Below are 22,381 nucleotides of genomic sequence, written 5' to 3' on the forward strand. Positions count from 1 at the left end.
AACGCATGTCCGTTGAGTCGCCATCCAACCTGTCCGACCTCGAAAACCCGCCGGCGGACATATCTGGCCAGCAGGACGCCTTCGCGGTCGCGCCGAACTGGAAACTGGTCTGGTGGCGGTTCAAAAAGAACCGGCTTGCCCTGGTCGGCGGAGTGGTGCTGATCGTGATCATCACAATGGGGCTGCTTCCCGGATTCTTCAGCACCCAGGACCCGAATGACAGCAATTCAGTAGGCTCGTTCAGACCCCCGCAAACCATCCAGCTGTGGGACAACGGACCGGCACTTTTTGTGTTCGACGCCACCGGCTCGCGCAATTCGCGCACTCTGCGCATGGAGTGGAAGATCGACGAAAGCCGCAAGATACCGCTGGTTCTGTTCGGCCGGGGCTATGAATGGCGGGTGTTCGGCCTGTTTCCGTCCCGTCTTCATTTTCTAGCCCTGGCGGACGCGGAGACGGTTGGAAATATCCACCTGCTGGGCACGGACAGGCTGGGGCGCGACCAATGGTCGAGACTGCTGTTCGGCACTCAGGTGTCCTTGTCCATCGGACTGGTTGCCGTGTTCCTGAGCACAATTATCGGCATCGTGATGGGGGGTATTTCGGGCTATTTCGGCGGCATTACCGATATGGTCATCCAGCGCGTTGTCGAACTGCTGCAGTCAATTCCGCCAATTCCCATCTGGCTCGCCCTGTCCGCCGCCCTGCCGCGAACCTGGTCGGTCACCACAACCTATCTGGCCATTACCGTCATTCTGGCGCTGATCACCTGGACAACGCTCGCCCGGGAGGTGCGCGGACGGTTCCTTGTACTGCGCGAAGAGGATTTTGTCGTGGCGGCCAAGCTGGCGGGATGCAGCCAGATGCGCATTGTGCTGCGCCATATGGTGCCAAGCATGAGCAGCCACATCATCGCCGCCGTGACGCTGGCCATTCCGGTGATGATCATCAATGAAACATTTTTGAGCTTTCTCGGACTCGGTATGCGGCCACCCGCGATCAGCTGGGGCGTCATGCTGGCCGAAGCGCAAAACCTGCAATCGGTGGCGCTGGCACCGTGGCTGCTCCTGCCCAGCCTGGCGGTCATCATAACCGTGCTCGCGCTTAATCTCGTCGGTGACGGGCTGCGCGATGCCGCAGATCCCTACCATTGATTGGCGTGACATGAACGAAGACTTCATCCTGTCGGTGAGCGGCCTCAAGACCTATTTCAGCACCGAGGAGGGGGTCACCAAGGCGGTTGACGGCGTAAGCTTTGATGTCGCGCGCGGCAAGGTTGTAGGCATTGTCGGCGAAAGCGGCTGCGGCAAGAGCGTCACCATCAAGTCTATTCTGGGGATTGTGCAAAAGCCGGGAAACGTCGTGGATGGAGAAATCCTGTTCCGTCCCGAGGCGGGGTCCCCTCTTCGACCGGAGGTGATCGATCTGGCAAAGCTCGACCAGAACGGGCGCGAGCTGCGCTCCATTCGCGGAAACGAGATCGCCCTGATCCCGCAAGAGCCCATGGCCGCGCTGAGCCCCGTGCACACCATTGGCAATCAGTTGATCGAGGCGGTGCGTTTGCATCGCAAGATCAGCAAGGCTGATGCCGAGAAGATCGTCCTGAAACGTCTGTCGGAAGTGGGCATGCCCAACCCAGCAGAGCGCCTCAATATGTATTCGTGGGAACTCAGTGGCGGCCTGCGCCAGCGCGTGATGATCGCAATGGCGCTGTTGTGCGACCCCAAGCTGCTGATTGCCGACGAGCCGACCACTGCCATTGATGTGACCACCCAGGCGCAGGTGCTCACCCTGCTGCGCAGTCTGCAACACAGCCACGCCCTGTCGATCATCTTCATCACCCATGATCTGGGCGTCATCGCCCAGATCGCAGATGATGTGGTGGTCATGTATCTTGGCCGGGTGATGGAAGCGGGGCCGGTGGACGATATCTTCCACAACCCCCAGCATCCCTACACCAGGGCATTACTGGATTCGGTCCCCTCGGTGCAAAAGACAGCCCGCGGGCCGCTTCCGGCCATCGAAGGCACGATCCCGCACCCGTTCAATCGCCCCGCAGGCTGTCCTTTTCATCCCCGATGCGGGGCCTTCATGCCCGGCAAATGTGATGTGCGCACGCCACGGCTCGCGTCTGTCGGCCCGCACCAATCCGTCGCCTGTTTTCTTCACCATGACCGTGCCGAGGAAGCTTGATGCCAGTGACAGTGCCCATGGAGCGTCGTTCGACCGTCCTTGAGGTCAAGGGCCTGAAGAAATACTTCCCCATTCGCAAGGGTTTCCTTCGCAGGGTCGTCGGCCAGGTGCGGGCTGTCGACGATGTGAGCTTTTCCATAGTCGAAGGCGAAACGCTTGGTCTTGTGGGGGAAAGCGGCTGCGGAAAGACCACGACTGCGCGCTGCATCATGCGCGCCATGGACCCCACAGGCGGCGAAATTCTCTATCATGGTGCGGATGGCGCTGTGACCGATCTCGCTGCGGTGCCGGAACGCGAGATGCGACCTTTGCGGCGCGACATCCAGATGATCTTCCAGGATCCCTATGGCTCGCTCAACCCGCGTATGAAAATCCAGGACATTCTGGGCGAGTCGTTGATGATCGCCGGTGGCATGAAGGATCGTGAAGCGCGCCATCAGCGGGTTGCCGAGTTGTTGCGGCTGGTGGGGTTGCGTCCCGAATACATGAAGCGCTTCCCGCACGCCTTCAGTGGCGGCCAGCGCCAGCGCATTGTCATAGCGCGCGCTTTGGCCCTCAATCCGCGTCTGGTGGTGGCGGACGAGCCGGTATCGGCCCTTGATGTCTCTGTGCAGGCGCAGGTGCTCAACCTGATGATGCGCCTCCAGGAGGAGCTGCATCTCACCTATTTGTTCGTGGCGCATGATCTCAGCGTCGTCCGCCACATCTGCGACCGTGTGGCGGTAATGTATGTGGGCAAGGTTGTCGAAGTGGCGCCCACCGATGCCCTATATTCGACACCCAAACATCCCTATACAGCCGCCCTGATGTCGACCATTCCGGTGGCCGATCCGCGGCAGCGCGCGGCGATGGCGCCGCTCGAAGGTGATGTGCCCAGCCCGGCCAATCCCCCCTCGGGGTGCTATTTTCACCCCCGCTGCCCGCATGCGACCGAAATCTGCGGCAAAGAGCAGCCCGAATTGCGGGAATGGGCACCCGGCCATCTGGTGCGCTGCCATCACGCGGCCGAACTCACGCTGGCAGGCATTCCCGAGCCTGCCGAGAACGAGGCGGCGCATATTTGACCGCTTGTCGCATAAGGTGTCTCAGAAACGCTCCAACGGACAAGAAATCCCAATGTCATCGCGACGGACAGGCTGCGATCCTGCGGTGTCGCGATGAAGGTCATTGGTAGCGCCGACAGACAAGAAACGGGCCGCTGGCTGAACAGCCGGGCCGAAAATTCGCATCGGCCGTTCCGACGACGGGAACCGGCAGCAGTTCACACTCTAACTCTCGTCAGTTAGAACCAGGCTGGAAACGTCAATATCGTTGCTCATCACAAAATCTCCTGACAGCTACGAGCACGCGCCACAGCTATCGCCCATTTCGGCCTGCCAGTTTTTCATTGCCTCACAAAGCCGGTCGCGCGTGGCCCGGTGCTCAGGCACAAAGACGAGATTGATAAGTTCCTCAGGATCGGTTTGAAGATCGAATAGCTGGATCAATTCAGATCCGGATGTCGGGCTATTGGTTGAACTGCGCTGCGTGGTGTCCTTGTAATATCGTATCAGCTTGTAGCGTTCATCGCGGATCATACGCTGCGATGAACGGTAAACGGCGCCAAAATACTGACGCATTGAGCCATTTGTTTCATTTTTATCTTGTGCAATAAGGCTGGTACCGGCGCATTGCGGAGCAGGTTCAAGTCCGGCAAATGACAGCACCGTCGCGTGGGTATCACCATGCCATATGAGCGCGTCTGATTTCTTGTTTTCCGGGACGTTTGGTCCGGCGATGATCAGCGGAATATTGAGGCTGTGTTCATAGAGATTTTGTTTGCCCATAAGACCATGATTACCCAACCCAAGGCCGTGATCTGCTGTGTAAACTACGATTGTATTTTCAAGCAGGCCCCTATTTTCAGCCGCTTTGATGATTTGGCCAATGGCATCGTCCATATGCGTTATGATGCCGTAATAGTCTGCGATATGTTGACGGATAGCCTCCGGCGAACGCGGGAACTCTTCCAGCATTTCATCACGGATGAGGGCCTCGCCATTATCAAATGGATGAACTGGCATATATGCCTTTGGCAACGCAACGCTTGATGGATCGACCGCAAATTCAGTAGGCGGCGTTCTTGGATCGTGCGGCGCGGTGAATGCGATGTAGAGAAAGAACGGCTCATCAGATTTTGCCGTTTCGACAAATTTCAAGGCGGCATCTTTGAATATGTCGGTGGAATGGCCAGGCACATGCCGCGCGCGGCTTTCCTCATAAATGCCCCTTGGATCGTGATCCTGCAAAATCATCTCTTCATGTTCTGACATACCGTCAAAGAGGATTTTGTCTGCTGAAGAAAAACTGCGCACGAAGGATGGTTTATCATTGTGCCATTTGCCAATGGCGTGTGTCCGATAGCCTGCATTACGCAAATGCTGCGGCATTGTCGGCATTTCTGGCGGAATGGTGGCACCCACGCTGAAGTCATCCGCATCGCGTTCATTGGGCGGTGACAAATCGAATACGCTGCGGCCGGCCATCAGCGTTGCTCGGGAAGGAACACAGACGGCGGCGTTAAAACCACCCTGACAATGTGCACCAAGAAAGTCTGTGCCCCGCTTTGCCAATGCATCAAGGTTGGGTGTTAACACTCCATGGCATCCATGAGCACCGATCGAGCTGGCGCGATGGTCATCGGCAATGATGAAGATAAAGTTCGGTTTTGCTCCCATCAGCTATCCTTCACTCGGTGCTTTTGCCGATGGCGCCATCGCAATGCGCTTGCCGTCATCAATTGAAAAGAAATGAAGCGCTTCGGAATTTTCGACATCGATGGAAACTTTGTCGCCAGAATTGAGCTCGACGCCGCCCTTTTCACGTAGAATTATTGGCGTGCCATCGCTTAAACGGCCATGAATAACGCTTTCATCGCCTAGATATTCCACAATAGAAACTTCAATTTGGCCAATGCCCTTGCGCTTACCCGCAAGCATCAGTGATTCAGGCCGGATGCCAAGCGTGATAGCGCCAGCCGGGATTTTGCCCAAGCCTGAAACCGAAAGGTCCGCAGATTCAAACGCTGTGCCGCGTATGGCTCCGCGTATGAAATTCATTTTCGGTGAACCAATGAAACCTGCCACAAAAGCATTTTTCGGTTCATTGTATAGCTTTTTGGGGCTGCCAATCTGCTGCACTTCGCCGGCATTGAGTATGATGATCTGATCGGCAAGTGTCATCGCTTCAACCTGATCGTGCGTGACGTAAATCATAGTTGCAGCAAGCCGCTGGTGGAGTTCGGCCAATTCAACGCGAGTTTCAGCACGCAGCGCGGCATCAAGATTGGAAAGTGGCTCATCAAACAAGAATACTTTGGGTTTGCGAACAATCGCACGACCGATGGCAACGCGTTGGCGCTGACCGCCTGAAAGTTGCTTGGGAAGCCTTTCGAGCAATTCTTCAAGTTGCAATGCGCGGGCAGCTTCTGCAACGCGGCTTTCAATTTCCGCTTTTGGCCGCTTGGCAATTTTAAGTGAAAACGCCATATTCTCGCGCACTGTTTTGTGCGGATACAGCGCATAGGATTGAAAAACCATCGCAAGGCCGCGTTCGCCCGCAGACGCTTCGGTGACATCCTCGCCATCCAACCAAATTTCGCCGCCGCTTGTTACTTCCAAACCTGCGATCAAGCGTAAGAGGGTAGACTTGCCGCAACCTGATGGTCCCACGATCGCAACAAATGCGCCGTTCGGCACAGAGAAACTGAGGCCTTGCAGGGCCGCAAAGTCACCGAAACGCTTTTCAACATTTTTCAATTCAAGGGCGGGATGGTCATTGGCCAGAACAGCATTTTCCATTCTAAATTATTATCCTTTGACCGAACCAGCCGACAGACCCGCAACGAGGCGAGCCTGAACCGGCAGGAACAGAAGTAAAGCGGGTAATGTTGTCAGCGCAGATGCTGCCATCACCGCGCCCCAGTCGACGGTGTCTTCGCCAAAGAACAATGCGAGACCAAGCGGCAATGTCTTCATCGAAGTTTTTGTAAGCAGCGCCAGGGCAAGCAAAAATTCGGTCCACATCAACAAAAACGAGTAGGTTGCTGTGGCTACAATACCGGGTGCCAGCAGCGGCAAAATGATGTGGTGCATTGTCTGCAAACGAGAGCAGCCATCCATCAGAGCTGCTTCATCAAGATCTCTTGGCAGTGCCTCTAGATAACCGACCATAAGATAGATCGAAAACGGCAACGTAATCGTGACATAGCAGAACATGATCGCGAAGTGATTGTTGATAAGATCAAGCTGCGCAAACATGATGAACAAGGGCGTCATCATAACGATCCAGGGAAAGATCTGCGTTAGCACAAGAAAACCGAAGAGCCACTTTTTGTAGGCGAAGCGATAGCGCGACAACACATAAGAGGCGCAGACTGCAACTGTCGTCGAGATAATCACCGAGATGCCACAGATGTACAGGCTGTTCAACATGAAGCGGCCGAAGTCGTTCTTCCAGACATTCTTATAATTTTCAAAGGTGAAACCAAGGCCTTCGGTACCGGAACCAATCAGCGCAGCACTGGGCTTGAACGATGCAAAATAAATCCACACAACTGGTGAGGCAAAGAAGAATATCAACAAGGCAGAGAACGCAATTGCCAATACCGCTTTCATGGGGCTGTGTTTGCGCGTGAGGCCACGTTTGCGCCGCCGCATAATCGCAGGGTTCAATACAATATCGCTCACATCAACCCTCCAAATCTTTTGGTCACAACATAGCGGAAATAGATGACGCCGAAGACGAGCGCCAATGCTGCCATGAAGGTGCCAATTGCCGATGACAGGCCCAATTTAAAGTTCACGAAAGCCTGAAGATAAACTTCGGTTGCCAGAACATTTGAAAATGTTCCGGGTCCGGCACCAGTGGACATCCAGACATAGATGAAGTTGTTGAATGTCCAGATTGTTGTCAGAAGGCCCAGCACCGCCAGTGCCGGAAGGGCATGGGGGAATGTGACATGCCAGAACTTTATCCAGCTGTTGGCACCATCTATGTCTGCAGCTTCATAAAGATCGCGCGGCACGGTTTGTAGGGCCGCTGCCATTGTAAGCGTAATGATGGGAAGACCATTCCATACAATGACGGTGATTACGGCCGGCCATACGTAGGATGGGTCGCCCAGAAACACGATGGGCTGGTCGATAATCCCCCAATCGATCAGCTTGTTATTGATGACACCCGAACGGCCATCGAAAATTTGCTTCCACACAGTAACTGCAACAATATCCGGTGTTGCCCACGGCAGAAGTGCTGCCATGCGAAGCGGCACCGTTAAACGCAAGCGGCGTATAAGTTCAGATTCAATGAACAGCGCGAGCGCAAAACCTATGACAAGCCGCAGACTGACAGAAACAAATGTCAGCCAAAATAACGTATTAAAGACGACTTTTTTGAAATCGGAATCGTTAAACAGCGCAATGTAATTATCGAGGCCGACCCATTTGCCGCCGTCGCGCAAACCGAGCAGACTGAGATCGGTAAAGCTGTTCTTGATGTTGTAGATTGTAGGCCAAAGAAAAAATGCCGCCATCATGCCGAATGCCGGCAACAGCATCCACAAGACAAACTTCCGCTGATCCTTGGAATAGCTAAGCATGATTTCCTCGAAGATAAGGCTGGCCAGCCAATCGGCTGGCCAAACTCACTAGCTGCCCAGCATCTCGTTGATTGTATCAATCAATGACTGAGCGGCTTCTTCGGGTGTTTTGTCACCGACCAGAATTGCGCCGAACTCGCGCCCCGTCTCGCTCCACATGGTGCCGATAGGTGTTTTGCCGTTAGCATAGGCACCCCAAGTTCGGGCATTCGGCAATTGCATACCGTATCCCTCTAGCCCAGCAGGATATTCCAGAGCAGCGAGTGCCGATTTGCTGGCCGGAAATTGCGCCGTCAAGTAATCGGAGAAAAACTCATTGGAAATCAAAAACTGCATGAATTTGTATGATTCTTCCGGGTGATCGGTATTGGCGTTGATGCCCAGCATGCGACCGCCCATGTGGCTGATACCGCCAACGGAACCTGTTGGAATACCAACCGACGCATAAGGTACATCCGTCGTGCCGGATTTTTCCTGATAGGCAGCAATCAAAGCCTTGGTCACATTTGGCGGCAGGATGGCAAAGGCTTGATCACCCTCAACCATAGGTGCCAGCGAGCCAATGTCTGCTAAGCCACCAAGAGCAATATTGGAGTCCGGATTTCCGCCGTCACCCATGAAGTCGGCAAAAAATTTGAAACTATTGGCAAGAGTCGGTGCGTCGACACCGACTCTGAACCCGCCATTGCCATCTTCTTCCACAAGTGCGAGGCCGTTCGACCAAAGGCGATAATTGACGAGGAACCAAACCGTGTTCGTGGCGCTGCCGCCCGCCGGAAATCCAAAGCCAACTTTGCCGGTTTTCTCTGCAACCATACGACTTGCTGCCTGCAGATCGTCCCACGTTTTTGGAACTTCTACGCCAGCTTCTTCCAGTACTGAAGGCATATAGACAAGCGAGAATGTGTCAGCAGTCCATGGCAAGCCGAAAATTTTACCATCGGCGTCGCGTGCCAGATCTGTCGCAATAAAATCATCAAAGCCGGCGCCTGCACCGTTCTTCTCAATGAGATCATTCAATGGAAGCAATGCCCCCGCGCTGCCCATTTCAAGGGGCCAAACAAATGCTATGTGCACGACGTCAGGACCAGTGCCTACAGCTGCTTCGCGCAAGAACTGAGTGCGTGAATCGCCCCAGGATATGCGTTCAAGTTCGATCTCGATATCAGGATTTGCGGCTTCAAAGGCTTCAATAGCCGCCTCAATAACTTCCGGATCTGGATCATTATATCTAAAACTGATCGTTGTTTCGGCAAAAGCCGGAAGTGCAATAAGTGCACTGCAGCCAAGCAGTAGAGTTGTTCTAAGCATGTTTCGCATTCTGTTTCCTCCCAATGAAACGCCGGCTTTCAAACAATTCTATCGAACCGGTTCGAAATTTAATGTAACGTTTTGCCTTTCGATTTGTCAAGTATGGTAATCTGCTCAATTGTGTCCGATGCCTCTATCATTTCTGCATCGAACCGATTCGATATGTGAATGGAGTTTTTAGGTGGTTGAATTTTCAAGACGTGTAACAGCGGCCGATATCGCTAAGTCTGCCGGAGTTGCAAAATCGACCGTGTCACTCGCCTTCAGTGCGCCAGAACGCGTATCCACAAAAACTCGGGATCGCATATTAAACGCTGCAAAGGCAGCTGGTTATACGCCTAATCCAGTCGCGCAAAGTCTCAAGACAGGGCGCAACAATATCGTTGGCCTAATACTTGCAGATTTGACGAACCCTCATAGCGGCTCAGTTTTGGAGCATGTTCAGAAAACGGCTAATGATGTTGGTTATATGGTCATGACTGCCACGGCTGCGCATGACCCCAAAAGAGACATCGAGTTTGTTCGCAAATTTGAGCAATTGAATGTACGCGCAGCCATCATAATGCCATCTGGCTCAGACGAAAAATATGTCTCCGCGCTCAAAAACAGCTCTATCCGTTTTGTCAGCTACGGCCATAAATTATCAGGCTTGGAATGTGACCATGTTGGGTTGGACAACCGCATGGGGATGGAATTACTGGTCCGCCATTTGGTGGATCTTGGCCATCGCCGCATCGGCCATATCGCGGGTAACCAGCGTCAATGGAGCGGCACTGAAAGGTTTGACGGACTCCGGCAAAGCTTAAAAGATGCCGGTTTGACGTTGGACCAAAATGACTTGGATTTTGGTGAATATGATGAGGATATTTCCTATCGCGCAGCGCTTAAATTGCTGCGAAATTCGGACCGACCGACGGCACTTGTGACCGCAAACAATGTAACTGCGATAGGGGCGTTGCGTGCCGCAAGAGATCTTCAGCTTGGTTGCCCGGAAGACATTTCTATTGCGACGATTGACGAAATTCAGTGGGGTGAACTCATATCACCCAAACCAACCTGCGCTGTGCAACCGATTGGAGATATGGCAAAGCTTGCTGCGACCTGGCTTATTGAACGACTTGAAGGGGAGAGCGAAACTATTCCTCCACGTTCCGCAGAATTTGCACCACGTCTTGTTGTGGGTCAGTCAACTGCGGCTTTGAAATAAAGTTGATAAGAGGCGCTACACACTTCTGAATGGTGTTCTTTTAATTCAATATCTTGGAAGCCGTTTGGTGATGATACGGATATTGGCGACAAAGAGCCATGTGATGGCGCTTTCCAGTTTTTTGCCCAGTTTTTTGCCCAGTTTTTTGCCCAGTGCCTGGCCCAGTGCCTGGCAAAGCGTCTTGACCGCCCAAGCTACACGAAGGTGCGCTCTACAACCCGTCTCCGTGGCAAGACGATGAATTCGTCGGCCTTGTCGGATCGTCTTGTGATCTCAAGGTTCCACTCACCAATTTGCTGTTCGCCGCGCGGATTTTTCAGGGGTGCACGTCAACAGTATCCAGCAGATGTATTGTGCATTTCTGGATGAAAGGGTCAATGTCCAGAAGGCTATCTCGCAGCCATTCTAATGTGCTACACCGGCTGAAACCGCCGCCAGTCATGCCATCATGACGGCAGCCATTGAAAACGCGATCTGACGGAGATCTGGATGCCGAAACTTAGTATTTGCGGCGAAGCGCTGATTGACTTTGTTCCCTTTGCGGGCACTGAGGGGCAGACCGGATATGCGCCCAAGCCCGGCGGCTCTCCGTATAATGCCGCCAAGGCAGCCGCCCGCGCCGGAGCTGAGGTCAGTTTTCTCGGGGCGATTTCCAGCGATTTTTTCGGCGATCAGCTGAAACAGCATCTGGAGGAGAGCGGGGTCTATTGCGATGCCGTGCCGCGCAGCCGGCATCCCAGTACGCTGGCATTTGTCGATCTGTCGAGTGGCGATCCGCGCTACGCGTTTTTCAACAACGGTACCTCGACCTCCAACATGGCGCCCACTGCGGCAATGATGGATCCGAAGCCAGGCGACATTCTGGATGTCGGATCAATTTCGCTTATCGATCTGCCCGCAGCCGACAACATTACCGATTTTGCCGTTGCCATGAGCCGGCGGATGATGATTTCGATCGATCCCAATGCCCGCCCCGGCATGATTGAGGATTGGCCGGCCTGGCACAAGCGCATGGCCCGGCTGCTGGAGATCGCCAGCATCATCAAACTCAGTGTCGAGGATTTGCAGATTATCGCGCCGCACCAGAGCGCCGAACAATTTGCAAACCAGCATCTCGCCAAATCAGCTGGCCTGGTCATTATCACCGACGGCCGAGAGGGCGCTACCGGCTATACCGGCGCGGCCACCCACACGGCACCGACACCGAAAATTGTTCTGGCTGATACGGTTGGCGCAGGCGATACGCTTATGGGCACCATGCTCGCCTGGATCTTGGATCAGGGCCTGTCAGATGCCGAGGCATTGCGTAAACTGGATGAAGACGGCCTGACGCAGATGCTGCGTTTTGCCACCAGTGCAGCTGCGATCAATTGTCAAAGCGTCGGCTGCAACCCACCGACACGAGCAGAAATCAACGCATTTCTTGCCGGCAGCAACTGACCTGAGGATCGATGACTGAAGCTGGCACATCGCCTGGCAGCCATCAAACTGTCCATGCTGACCGTAACGGGCGGCATCACTGAAATCGGTTCGCTTTTGCAGATGTGACCGGCATAAGCCCACTCACACTCACACTCACACTGCACTCAAACCACACGCGCTAAATGACAAATTCGTTTTTGAGAACAGAACCTGGTCGATGTTGCGAAATTGCATCTGCGCATTTGACGGCCTGGCGTGGTATCGGGCCGAAATACGCGCCATTTTGAATAAATGGCCGTGGATTCTGGATCATGGAAGACAGCCGCTGATAGACCGGCTTTGCAGCAATAGGCTTGGTCAGCATTTCATGGATGCCAAGGCTTGCAGCATACTCCACATGCTGGCGCTCTGCGTGTGAGGTCACCATGATGACAGGCAGGAAGGGATTGACCGCCGTCCTTGTGCGGATCTTGCGCATAACATCCGGGCCTCGCATCGCCGGCATTTCCCAGTCCAGAAACAGAATATCCGGATTCTGACCGTTAATCACTGACAGACACTTGGCACCGTCCTCGGCTTCGAAGATTTGGCGGATTCCAAATCCCCGCAGGATCGTGCTCAGCACCTTCCGGAAGAAGGCACTGTCATCGGCAATTGCGATCGAAAGATCTGATAAATCATACAAGCCGGATACTCCTGAACCTGAGCACCCAGTCTGACGGGGAAGCCTTAACACTTCGCATAACCCAAGCGAATATGCGACAATCAACCGCAGGCGACAGGTGGTCACGAAACGCTGGGCTAGAATTCATCTGACAGGCTGGATTGCAGTGCCGTTTTTGCTCAGCCACTTTGTCAGGCCGTCCAGCGCCGTGCGCAAATCATCATGATTGCGGGCAAAGCAGAGACGCATGAAACCGCCACCACCGGGGCCAAAGGCTTCGCCGGGAGACAAGGCAACACCGACCTCATCAACCAGCCGGATGCCAAGATCGGTCGTATCGGGAAATCCGTTCAGACTGAAAAACAGGTAAAATGCGCCGGATGGCCGTTCAAACCGGCTCATTCCTGTGGCCGCCAATGCATCGCAGACAATATCACGGCCTGTATGACAGGCTGAGACCTGCGCTTTCAGAAATGCGTCGCCATCGTTCAATGCTGCAATTGCGGCGCGCTGCATGAAAGCTGCCACGCCCGATGTTGAATACTGAACCAGATTTTCAAAGACCTGTTGCAAAGCGGGCGGCACCGAAATCCAGCCGATCCGCCAGCCTGTCATCGCCCAGTTTTTTGAAAATGTGTTCACCAGCAGAATCTTATCGGTTGCCTCCATGATGTCATAGAACGACGCCGCCCGTGTTCCGCTGTAATGGAAAAGGCTGTAAACCTCGTCGGCGATGATCCAGAGGTCATGTTTGCGGGCCAGCTGAAGCAGGGCTTTGAGCAGTGGTTCATTGGCCACCCAGCCGGTTGGATTGCAGGGCGAATTGATGAAAATCGCCCGCGTGCGCGTGGTGATGGCCGCTTCCAGTGCCTCCGGGTCGAGCGACCAGCTATTCTCGGCAAAATTCATCGGCACGCAGACCGGGACAGCACCCATGACTCCCAGCGCTGCCGCGAAATTCGGCCATGCCGGTGTCGGCAGCAGCACTTCTGTGCCAGCGCCCGCAACCGCCTGAATGGCCAGTTGAATAGCCTGCATTCCTGAGCCGGTGACGATGAAACGGTCAGCCGGCATGGTGCGGTTGAAATGACGCTTGTGATAGGCCGCCAGCGCTTGTCGCAATTCCGGCAGGCCCTTCTGGTGGGTGTAAAAGGTCTCGCCGCGTTCCAACGAGGCTGTTGCGGCCTTGCAGATAAAGTCCGGTGTTGCCTGGTGGCCCTCTCCGGCCACCAGGGGTATATAAGGTTTTCCGGTGGCCCTGGCATGGTTCATCACCCGCACAATGCCGCTTTCCGGTGAAGCTGCCGCTTCCGGCCGCAAGGCGTTCAGAAACAAATCTTCTGTCATATGTCTGCTCAACTGCGTCAGTTGGAAATGGACGCGGAATTCTTGCTTCCTGCCGCAAACCGGTGCGGCTTGGTCCTGTTAGGGTAGGGCGAGGCCTGTCTGGCAGGTGCCGGGTCAATTATTTCGCCGCCAGAATATCCCGGATTTCTTCCAGAAGAACCTCGTCACGCGGCTTTACTGCCACCGGCGCGGGTTTAGCTTCCTCTTTGCGTTTCATACTGTTGAGGCTGCGCACCACCAAAAACAGCACGAAAGCAATAATCAGGAAATTGACCGAGGCAGTTATGAAGCTGCCATAGGCCAGCACAGCGCCCTGTTCCTTCGCCGCATCAAGGGTCTGCGCATCCACCGTGGGCGCAAGACCGATAAAATAGTTGGAAAAATCGATACCACCGGTAATTGCACCGATAACAGGCATAATGACATCATCAACCAGCGATTTCACGATCCCGCTGAAGGCGGCGCCGATGATCACGCCAATGGCGAGATCCATGACATTGCCTTTCAAGGCAAATTCTTTGAATTCCTTAAGCATGGTCACCCCTTTGATCTGCGTTTTCGCAATCACAGACCTTTCTCTCAAGCTTGCGAAAAAAGCAAGTGTGGCCATCACCTGTTGAGCGGCCTGCGTGTGAATGATCAAATGGCTCGACATTCATAAAACGCGCCCTAGACTGACACCCGGCGTGGGGCCTCTGAAGGAGTAGGGAATGCTGGCCGCTTGGGTCGTCGTTTCGGCGGCACTGTTTTATATTGTGCTTCTGTTTCTGGTCGCGACCTATGGCGACAGGGCTTCGCGGAATCGATCCGCCCCGACTGCAGGATTCGTCAAACGCTATTCCGCACGTCCCACTCTTTATGCGCTCTCTCTGGCTGTATACTGCACCAGTTGGACGTTTTTCGGCTCGGTTGGGCTGGCCGCCAGAACCGGTTGGGATTTCATTGGCATATACACCGGTCCGATCCTTGTTTTTACGGTTGGATATCCTCTGGTGCGCCATATTGTTGCAGTGTCCAAGGCACAGCGCATTACCTCGGTTGCAGATTTTATCTCTGCCCGTTACGGCAAAAGCCAGACCGTTGCGATGGTCGCCACACTGATCGCAGTGGTCGGTTCAGTTCCTTATATTGCGTTACAGTTGAAAGCGGTTTCCTCGTCTCTCGCTGCCACGGTGCTGCAATCCCAGAGCGGCCGCCCAGCGGATCTGTCACTGCCCTTCATTGGAGATATTGCGCTGCTTGTGGCGGTGGCCATGGCGCTGTTCGCGATCTTGTTCGGCACCCGGCATACCGACGCGACTGAGCACCAGGAAGGGCTGATGCTGGCCGTGGCGACGGAAAGCCTGGTGAAACTGATCGCCTTTATCAGTGTCGGCGTTTTCGTTCTGACAGTGCTGTTTGATGGTCCTTCAGCCATGCTTCAGGCAGCAGCTGAGGCAGGCGATATTCTGCCTTTATATGGCTCGCTGAACTGGGGCCAACTGGCAGTTTTTACCCTGCTCAGCAGTATGGCCGTCTTATTGCTGCCCCGGCAATTCCATGTCGCTGTGGTCGAGAACAACAACAGGCAGGAGTTGAAGCGCGCCGCCTGGCTGTTTCCGCTCTATCTTGTGGCGATCAATCTGTTTGTCGTGCCGATTGCCATTGCCGGGCGTGTCACGCTTGGTCCTGATGTCAGTGGCGATCTGTTTGTGGTGGCACTGCCTCTATCAACCGAATCCGTGTTCTTTGTCATTGCCGCTTTCATTGGCGGCCTGTCGGCGGCGACTGCAATGGTCATCGTTGCGGCGGTCGCGCTTTCAATCATGATTTCCAATCAGATCGTGCTGCCGGTCCTGTTGCGCCAGTCTCCGGCACACTTTGCCGGTCGCGACATGACCCAGACCGTTCTGAATGTGCGGCGGGTAGCGATTTTTGCGGTTCTGGCACTGGGCTATCTGTATTACGAAGTGGCCGGCGACAGCGCAGCACTGGCCTCGATCGGGTTGTTGTCCTTTGCCGCCATTGCCCAATTGGCCCCGGCCTTTCTCGGTGGTCTGATCTGGCGCAGGGCGACCGCGCGCGGTGCTGTTGCAGCCATGGTGATCGGCTTTGCCACTTGGTTCTACACATTGCTTCTGCCAAGTTTTGCCAACAGCAGCCCGGCGCTTGCAACCCTGGTGGCAGAAGGGCCGTTCCAGCAGCTCTGGCTGCGGCCGGAACATCTGTTTGGCAGCCAGTTGCCTCCCCTCACGCACGCCGTGATCTGGTCGCTGGTCGCTAATATTGTTGGCTTTGTCGTGTTTTCCCTGACCCGCAAACCGTTGCCGCTGGAACGTCTACAGGCAGACAGTTTTGTCCACAATTCGCTGCCCAATACCGGAACGCTGCTGGCGCATCGCCGGTCCTGGCGCGGCAACGTCACGGTTGAGGAACTGCAGCAGACCATCTCGCGCTATTTGGGACAAGAGCGCACCCAGCGTGCCTTCAACGCCTATGCCAAAGACAATCGGGTCGATCTGACGCCCTATATTCTGGCCGATTCGGCGCTGGTCACTCATTCCGAGCAATTACTCGCCTCGGCCATCGGAGCTGCCTCATCACGCCTGGTTTTTTCCCTGTTGATGCAAAAGGCCGATGCTCAGGGGCGTGTGCCTCTGGCGCTTCTCGATGATGCTTCCCAGGCGATACAGTATAACAGGGATTTGCTGCAGAGCGCCCTCGACCATGTCTGGCAGGGCATTGCCGTGTTTGATATCAATCTGCGCCTGATCTGCTGGAACCAGCATTTCCGCGGCTTTCTGGGCCTGCCGACCGATTTCGGCCAGGTCGGTAAATCATTGGGTGACGTCGTGCGTTATGGCGTTGAAAGCGGTCATTACGGCGAGGGCAATCCTGCCAGTATGATTGACAATCGACTGAAACAGATGGTCGAAGCGCCTAATATTTTCGAAGAGACTTTTCTACCCACCGGGCAGATTCTGGAAGTCCGCACCAACCGCATGCCGGATGGCGGAATTGTCGTGACCTATACCGATGTCAGTGAACGTGCTGCAGGCAAGCGCAGCCTGGAAGAGGTCAATCAGGCGCTGGAGGAACGCGTCAAGGTGCGCACCGAGGAACTGACCCGGCTGAATGCTCAATTGGAGCAGGCCAGCCGCATGGCCCATGAGGCCAATATCAGCAAGACCAAGTTTCTCGCTGCTGCCGGGCACGACATTCTGCAGCCGCTCAATGCAGCCCGGCTTTACACAACCGCGCTGGGCGAGAGTCTGAGCGATGACCGCCATCTTCAGAGCGCCCACAATATTGAAGCCGCGCTAAGTTCGGTCGAGGAAATTCTGAGCGCTCTGCTGGATATTTCGCGGCTTGATGCAGGCGGTATGACGGTCGAGCCAACCGTCTTTCCGCTGGATGAGCTGCTTGAGCAATTGCATGTTGAATTCTCGCCTATGGCCGAAGCAAAATCACTGAGATTCCGATTCATAAAAAGCGGGCTTTTTGTGCGCTCCGACAGGCGCCTGCTAAGGCGATTGCTGCAAAATCTCATATCAAATGCAATTAAATACACACCCAGCGGCCGTGTCACTGTGGGCTGCCGACGTGGCTTTCACCGCGCTACCTTGCAAATCTTTGACAGCGGAATTGGCATTCCGATTTCCAAGCAGAAAGAGATATTTGGCGAATTTCAGCGGCTTGAATCCGGTATCAGGGCAGCGCCGGGTCTAGGTCTTGGTCTCTCCATAGTCGAGCGGCTGTCCGATATTCTGGAACATCCGATCGAGCTGGAGTCGCGGCTCGGCAAAGGCACCCGCTTCTCGGTCAGCCTGCCAGTGGCCCGTCCCCTTGGCCTGCCTCAGACTGTTGCGCCCAAACCGCCGGCAGCAGTTGCTCATCTGCAAGGTATGCTCGTATTGTGCATCGACAATGAGGCGCAAATTCTGGACGGCATGCGCAAACTTCTGGAAGGCTGGGGTTGCCGTGTGCTGACTGCGGCCAATCAGGACCAGGCCAATACAGCGATTGAAGCGCAGCGCCGGCGATCCGGTGATCTGCCGGATGCCGTTCTGGTAGATTATCATCTCGACGGCGGCATGCGGGGCGTGGAAGTTCTGGCACGGTTGCGATGGCGCTTTGAAGGCGGCCTGCCCGGTGTGCTGATCACCGCAGACAGGACCACCGGAGTAAGCGAAGAGGCGGCAGCCAAGAATATGCCCGTCCTTAATAAGCCGCTGAAACCGGCCGCCCTGCGCGCCGTGCTGCAACAACTCGCCAAACCGGCCCGACGCGAAACCGCGCCGGCAGCGGAATAGAGCATGTCATGTAATTTTGAAACGCTCTAATCCTCCGTCCGGCGGGTGTGTTTGCTCAACTGCCACCGGCCCGGTTGAAGTGGCAAAAACGCTTCTATCGCGGCCGTTGCAATGACATGATGCCCTTGATGATCCGGATCTGCCACATCCAGACCGCCTGCAACAACTTCAACATGGGCTGTGCCGCGGGGCAGTTTTGCCCGCACGCGTTCGCGATCAACTGCCTCCGGTTTCCGTACGCCGATAGTGACCTTCACCTGCAAATCCCGATGTGACAGATCCAGTGTGGAAAACAGCGTCAGTGACGAATGATGAAGAGCGTCTTCGACAGCCCGGCAGGCGGCTTTGGTGTAATCACCGCCGTACAAATCATTGCCCGATCCCATTTCCAGAATGATGCGCTTTGCCGTCATTGCACCGGCTCCATGTCGAAGGAAACCGAAACCGCGCAATTGGCGATAATCGTCCAGCCCTGTCCGTCCGGCTTTGCCACATCCAGCCCGCCATGGCGCACACTTATATGCGGCTGGCCATAGGGAAATTCCTGTTCCAGGCTGGCAATATCGACCTGTTCGGGGGCTTGAACGCCTATTTCAACATCGATCAGCATGGCATCCTTGGGAAAATCAAACAGCTCTGCTGCCGAAATGGAATTGTGCCAAAGCGCATCGCGCAGGGCGCGCCGCGCCGCTTCGGTATAATCCTGGCGGCGCAGTGACGTGCCCATTCCGAACTCCACCAGAATGCGTTTCTTCGCCATAATGAATCCTTGTAACCAGTCAAGTGGAGGTTTGGAGCTGGCCTGATGAGCTGCACAACATGCACCAGATCAGCTATTGCTGGTGGCGTCCGTGCTGGCTGGTGCTGCCGGGGTTTGCCACTGGCCCGCTTCTATTCTGGCAGCAGCGATCACGGCCTGGGTGCGGCTGTCGACATTGAGCTTTTGCAGAATTGCGGAAACATGAGCTTTGATCGTGGCTTCGGAAACGCCGAGCTCATATGCGATCTGCTTGTTCAGCAGACCTTCGCTCAGCATCATCAGGACCCGCACCTGCTGTGGCGTCAGGGTTGACAGGCGCGACACCATATTGGCGGTTTCATCATCAATCGGTGCATCCAGATCGTAGCCAGTGGGAACCCAGATATGACCGGCCAGCACATTTTCAATAGCATCGCGCATTATTTCAATGCCCATGGATTTGGGGATATACCCGCTGGCTCCCAGATCGATGCAGTGGCGCACAGTCATCTGGTCTTGCTTGCCGGAGACGACAATCAAAGGATTGGCCGGATACTGGGCGCGCAAATACATCAGCCCTGAATAGCCGCGTGCACCCGGCATCGACAGGTCAAACAGGATCAGATCAGTATCAGGATGTGCATCCAGCGCGGCCGTCACCTCATCCAGCGCACCGGCCTCATGGATGATCGCATCACTGAACAGGCCTTCCACCGCCTGGCGAAGGGCACCCCGAAACAGCGGATGGTCATCTGCAATAATTATATGTTGAAGATTTGTCATTTGTGGTGCCAGGACCTGCAGAAAACGGCCCAGTCAATTTCCCCCTGCATTGGTTCAAAATGCCCGTTAAGCATTGAGACTGATTTATAACAAAGCAAGAAAAAAATGCACCTGACGCCGAACTATCAGCCGCTGCCTGAATCGCGGGCAAAGACAAGCGGCGGTATTTGCGTTAGAAAACTTCAACCAGCTGGCAAATGCGGCAATCGATGATTCGCTGCACGGCTGAGTATATCGAAGTGATTGCGTTGAAAAGTACCGGCAAGGCAGAATGTCAAAACCCTATTGGCGCTCAGCGACATTTAGAAATTTTGGTGTAGCCGTGCTGATTCTGGCTGCCGTGATCCTGTCGCCTTTGGTCGCCGCCCGTCTGCCGGCCGGCCTCATTATGGGTTTGCCGCCGACCTTGCTGTTTTTTGCACTTGGCCTGCCCGTGCTGTTCCTGCTGTTCGCTATATTCAAGATCAGTCTGCAGCAGCGGCTGGATCGCACTTATGAGTTGGACAGTGAAGATCAACTGCAGCGCCGCCGTGTTCCCAAGCGATTGAAAGCCTTTCCGGTAACGGGGCGGGAAGTGCCGGAGGCAGACTTCCCGACGCCAAAACCGCGCCCACATGACGTCGGCAAGGCTGGATTTGAAAGCAGGGGAGATACGGACTGATGGTTCGGCTCAGGGTCCTGAACGCGTTTTTTTCCGGCACCATAATATTGCTCGGCATTCTGGGACTTATGGAACGTCTTGGCCTGTCCAGCGATCTTGTGGTGCGCATTCTGTTCGCCCTTGTTCTGGTGACCCTTTTGTTTGCAGGCGTACGGGCGCGCAGCGTTCAGACGGCCAACATGTTCGTCGATGGCTACCGCATGACGCCGATTCCAAACGGACTGGCAATTGCCATGGTAGCCACCGGTGCGCTGGGGTACAGTTTCTGGCCGGGGGACATTTACGCCAATCAGCTCAGCGGATTTGTTGTTCCTGTCGGCGTCGTTGCCGGCGTCGCCCTGATGGGCGCTCTCTTCGTTCCCTTTCTGCGGCGTGCGGATGTGCTGACACCAATGGAACTGCTCGATCAGCGTTTCGGCTCCAGACTGGTGTTGCTGCTCGCCACGCTGATATCAATTCTTGCGATCATTCTGGTCCTGGCAGGGCAGATTTCGTTCTTGTCCGGGCTGACTGCCCGATATACCACAATCGCTGCCGAGTCCGCCCTGATTGTGATTCTGGTCGCAGTGGCGCTGCCCTTGTTACTGGGCGGAATGCGTGCCGCAAGCTGGCTTCAGATGACCATGGCGATTCTTGCCGGCTTTGGATTTCTGCTGTTTCTGGCATGGATGGCGCTGGATCTGACCGGTCTGCCGGTGCCCTATTTGTCAGCGGGCAGCGCCTGGTCGGCGACCCGCTTGCTTCAGGAAGATGCCATTCTGCGGGGATTGGCTGAAACTGCGGACACTTACTGGCTCGAATTGCTGCCGCCCGACTGGCGCATTGTCAGCCTCAGCCTTGTTGGCGTGGCCCTCGGTGTCAGTGTGTTTCCGCCCCTGCTGGCGCGTTCGCAAACCACCCGAAGTGCCAAAGACAGCGATGCCAGTATTGGCTGGGCGCTGGTGTTTCTTGTGGTTCTGGTCGCGACCCTGCCTGTTTATGCGATTTTTCTGAAGTTGGAGATCACCGAATTTCTCACCGGCATCACTGTCAACAGCATTGCCGAGGAAGCGCCGTTCCTGTTCGATATTCAATCCGGCCTGGCGCTGTGCGGCGTGCCCGTCTCCACCGTGGAAGCGGCTATTGCCGCCTGCGGCGATGGCGCGCGACTGATTGCCTCTGATCTGGAAATTGCACCAATTGCCTTCATGACAGCCCTGCCGGATCTCATTGCCGGCATGGGGCGCGAGGTTCCTCAGACCATGTCTGCGATGATGGCATGTGGGGCTCTGGCCGCGTTGATTGCCGTCGTCTCGGCCTGTCTGATCTCGCTCTCGCATCATCTCGCGCTCGATCTTTATGCGAAATTTCTCGGCACCAGCGCACCCATGAGCCGGATTGTGTTTCTGGTCCGAGTTTCTGTTCTGCTGGTAACCGCCGGTATCTATTGGCTGGTCACATGGCCGCCGCTCGGCGCTTATCTGGAGCAGCCGGAAACGCTGATCCTGACCGGGTTTGCTGTTGCTGCCGGCGGGCTGTTTCCGATTTATTTCCTCAGTATCTGGATCCACAGGGCGGGAAAACTGGCAGCATTTGCAGCCACGCTGACCGGGACCGGCCTCACGCTGGCGATGCTCGGGATGTTGCTGCAGATCGAGTTCTTCAACGACCTGCGCGGCTTGGTGTTACCGCAGATTGGCGAGAGTTTCCCACTGGCGGCGGCCGGCCTTCCCGGCGCTCTGGTCGGGCTGGCGACTGGCCTTCTGATAGCCCTTGTCGCACCGCAAAGAACCGGAGACCCCGTCACCACGCGGATTGGCGGATTGCCGGAAAGCTAAAGCGCATTCCTGAAGCGTGCCCGCAATCTGGGCAGGCCACGCAGGGCGAACCACAGGGCTGTCACCACATTGCCAAGAACGAAAATCGGCACCACCCAGGCCAGCGCGACCCGCTTGTCTGCTTCGGCAACGACAATCACCACAGTAGCCAGCACAAAACCCAGATACAAATCCGCCATGGAGACAATACCCCATGGTTTGGCGAACAGGAATTCACCGGCAGCGCCAAAATCTCCGGCCACTATTGCCCATACGATGAGGCCCGCCAGCAGCACACCCAATCCGCCAATGAGAATTCTCATATTAT

General features: G+C 55.3%; 20 protein-coding genes. 8 read left to right on the plus strand and 12 right to left on the minus strand.

All coding sequences use genetic code 11. From position 1 onward, the window contains the following. Positions 1–5: 5 nt before the first annotated feature. The 3 genes from RAL88_RS11945 to RAL88_RS11955 are packed head-to-tail and all read left to right on the plus strand — an operon-like array spanning position 6 to position 3,257. The gene (locus RAL88_RS11945; RefSeq protein WP_306263640.1) at positions 6–1,154 is read left to right on the plus strand and encodes an ABC transporter permease; all 1,149 of its coding nucleotides are present in this window, start codon (positions 6–8) and stop codon (positions 1,152–1,154) included. Continuing rightward, positions 1,132–2,193 carry an ABC transporter ATP-binding protein gene (locus RAL88_RS11950; RefSeq protein WP_306263641.1) on the plus strand — a complete coding sequence of 354 codons (1,062 nt, stop codon included), beginning with the start codon at positions 1,132–1,134 and terminating at the stop codon, positions 2,191–2,193. The genes RAL88_RS11945 and RAL88_RS11950 overlap by 23 nt, the downstream gene beginning before the upstream one ends. Next, entirely contained in the window at positions 2,193–3,257 is a 1,065-nt protein-coding gene (locus RAL88_RS11955) for an ABC transporter ATP-binding protein (RefSeq protein WP_306263642.1), read from the plus strand. Before RAL88_RS11950 ends, RAL88_RS11955 begins: the two co-directional genes overlap by 1 nt. Positions 3,258–3,530: 273 nt before the next feature. On the opposite strand, the gene RAL88_RS11965 is transcribed toward RAL88_RS11955, so the two are convergent. From RAL88_RS11965 to RAL88_RS11985, 5 genes are read right to left on the minus strand one after another with little or no spacing between them, the layout of a single operon-like run. Beyond that, on the minus strand, positions 3,531–4,910 hold the full coding sequence (locus tag RAL88_RS11965; RefSeq protein ID WP_306263643.1) for a sulfatase-like hydrolase/transferase: 1,380 nt from the start codon (positions 4,908–4,910) through the stop codon (positions 3,531–3,533). Between the two features lie 3 nt (positions 4,911–4,913). After that, positions 4,914–6,032, minus strand: a complete 1,119-nt coding sequence (locus RAL88_RS11970) for an ABC transporter ATP-binding protein (RefSeq protein WP_306263644.1) — start codon at positions 6,030–6,032, stop codon at positions 4,914–4,916. A 9-nt stretch (positions 6,033–6,041) separates the two neighbouring features. Then, the gene (locus RAL88_RS11975) at positions 6,042–6,920 is read right to left on the minus strand and encodes a carbohydrate ABC transporter permease (RefSeq protein ID WP_306263645.1); all 879 of its coding nucleotides are present in this window, start codon (positions 6,918–6,920) and stop codon (positions 6,042–6,044) included. Further along, positions 6,917–7,831 (minus strand): carbohydrate ABC transporter permease, encoded by a 915-nt coding sequence (locus RAL88_RS11980; RefSeq protein WP_306263646.1) that lies wholly within the window; start codon positions 7,829–7,831, stop codon positions 6,917–6,919. Before RAL88_RS11980 ends, RAL88_RS11975 begins: the two co-directional genes overlap by 4 nt. A 48-nt stretch (positions 7,832–7,879) precedes the next feature. Next, complete coding sequence (locus tag RAL88_RS11985) at positions 7,880–9,151, minus strand: ABC transporter substrate-binding protein (protein ID WP_306263647.1); 1,272 nt, start codon at positions 9,149–9,151, stop codon at positions 7,880–7,882. Between the two features lie 172 nt (positions 9,152–9,323). On the opposite strand from RAL88_RS11985, the gene RAL88_RS11990 reads away from it, so the two are divergent. Together RAL88_RS11990 and RAL88_RS11995 are read left to right on the plus strand one after the other, a co-directional pair. Then, a complete protein-coding gene (locus RAL88_RS11990) occupies positions 9,324–10,349 on the plus strand; it encodes a LacI family DNA-binding transcriptional regulator (protein ID WP_306263648.1) in 1,026 nt (341 codons plus the stop codon). A gap of 489 nt (positions 10,350–10,838) precedes the next feature. Then, entirely contained in the window at positions 10,839–11,789 is a 951-nt protein-coding gene (locus RAL88_RS11995) for a carbohydrate kinase (RefSeq protein ID WP_306263649.1), read from the plus strand. A 160-nt stretch (positions 11,790–11,949) separates the two neighbouring features. Here the strand turns inward: RAL88_RS11995 and RAL88_RS12000 are convergent, their stop codons facing one another. The 3 genes from RAL88_RS12000 to mscL form a co-directional block, all read right to left on the minus strand. After that, positions 11,950–12,456: a response regulator gene (locus RAL88_RS12000; protein WP_306263650.1), complete on the minus strand. Its 507-nt coding sequence runs from the start codon at positions 12,454–12,456 to the stop codon at positions 11,950–11,952. A 123-nt stretch (positions 12,457–12,579) separates the two neighbouring features. Beyond that, positions 12,580–13,782, minus strand: a complete 1,203-nt coding sequence (locus RAL88_RS12005; RefSeq protein WP_306263651.1) for a pyridoxal phosphate-dependent aminotransferase — start codon at positions 13,780–13,782, stop codon at positions 12,580–12,582. 118 nt (positions 13,783–13,900) lie between these two features. Then, a complete protein-coding gene (mscL, locus tag RAL88_RS12010) occupies positions 13,901–14,317 on the minus strand; it encodes a large conductance mechanosensitive channel protein MscL (protein WP_306263652.1) in 417 nt (138 codons plus the stop codon). A 175-nt stretch (positions 14,318–14,492) separates the two neighbouring features. On the opposite strand from mscL, the gene RAL88_RS12015 reads away from it, so the two are divergent. Next, positions 14,493–18,074, plus strand: a complete 3,582-nt coding sequence (locus tag RAL88_RS12015; protein ID WP_306263653.1) for a hybrid sensor histidine kinase/response regulator — start codon at positions 14,493–14,495, stop codon at positions 18,072–18,074. 26 nt (positions 18,075–18,100) lie between these two features. Here the strand turns inward: RAL88_RS12015 and RAL88_RS12020 are convergent, their stop codons facing one another. The 3 genes from RAL88_RS12020 to RAL88_RS12030 all read right to left on the minus strand — a co-directional run bounded on the left by RAL88_RS12020 (position 18,101) and on the right by RAL88_RS12030 (position 19,596). Next, positions 18,101–18,487 (minus strand): Lin0512 family protein, encoded by a 387-nt coding sequence (locus RAL88_RS12020; protein WP_306263654.1) that lies wholly within the window; start codon positions 18,485–18,487, stop codon positions 18,101–18,103. Next, on the minus strand, positions 18,484–18,834 hold the full coding sequence (locus tag RAL88_RS12025; protein ID WP_306263656.1) for a Lin0512 family protein: 351 nt from the start codon (positions 18,832–18,834) through the stop codon (positions 18,484–18,486). The genes RAL88_RS12020 and RAL88_RS12025 overlap by 4 nt, the downstream gene beginning before the upstream one ends. Before the next feature lie 69 nt (positions 18,835–18,903). Further along, the gene (locus RAL88_RS12030; protein WP_306263658.1) at positions 18,904–19,596 is read right to left on the minus strand and encodes a response regulator transcription factor; all 693 of its coding nucleotides are present in this window, start codon (positions 19,594–19,596) and stop codon (positions 18,904–18,906) included. 271 nt (positions 19,597–19,867) lie between these two features. Here RAL88_RS12030 and RAL88_RS12035 point away from each other — a divergent pair, with 271 nt between their 5' ends. Both RAL88_RS12035 and RAL88_RS12040 read left to right on the plus strand, forming a co-directional pair. After that, a complete protein-coding gene (locus RAL88_RS12035) occupies positions 19,868–20,257 on the plus strand; it encodes a hypothetical protein (protein ID WP_306263660.1) in 390 nt (129 codons plus the stop codon). After that, entirely contained in the window at positions 20,257–22,074 is a 1,818-nt protein-coding gene (locus RAL88_RS12040) for a hypothetical protein (RefSeq protein ID WP_306263661.1), read from the plus strand. The genes RAL88_RS12035 and RAL88_RS12040 overlap by 1 nt, the downstream gene beginning before the upstream one ends. On the opposite strand, the gene RAL88_RS12045 is transcribed toward RAL88_RS12040, so the two are convergent. After that, complete coding sequence (locus tag RAL88_RS12045; protein ID WP_306263663.1) at positions 22,071–22,376, minus strand: hypothetical protein; 306 nt, start codon at positions 22,374–22,376, stop codon at positions 22,071–22,073. The genes RAL88_RS12040 and RAL88_RS12045 overlap by 4 nt on opposite strands. Between the last annotated feature and the right edge of the window lie 5 nt (positions 22,377–22,381).

Origin of the sequence: Pararhizobium sp. IMCC3301 (assembly GCF_030758315.1) — a bacterium.
GTDB lineage: Bacteria > Pseudomonadota > Alphaproteobacteria > Rhizobiales.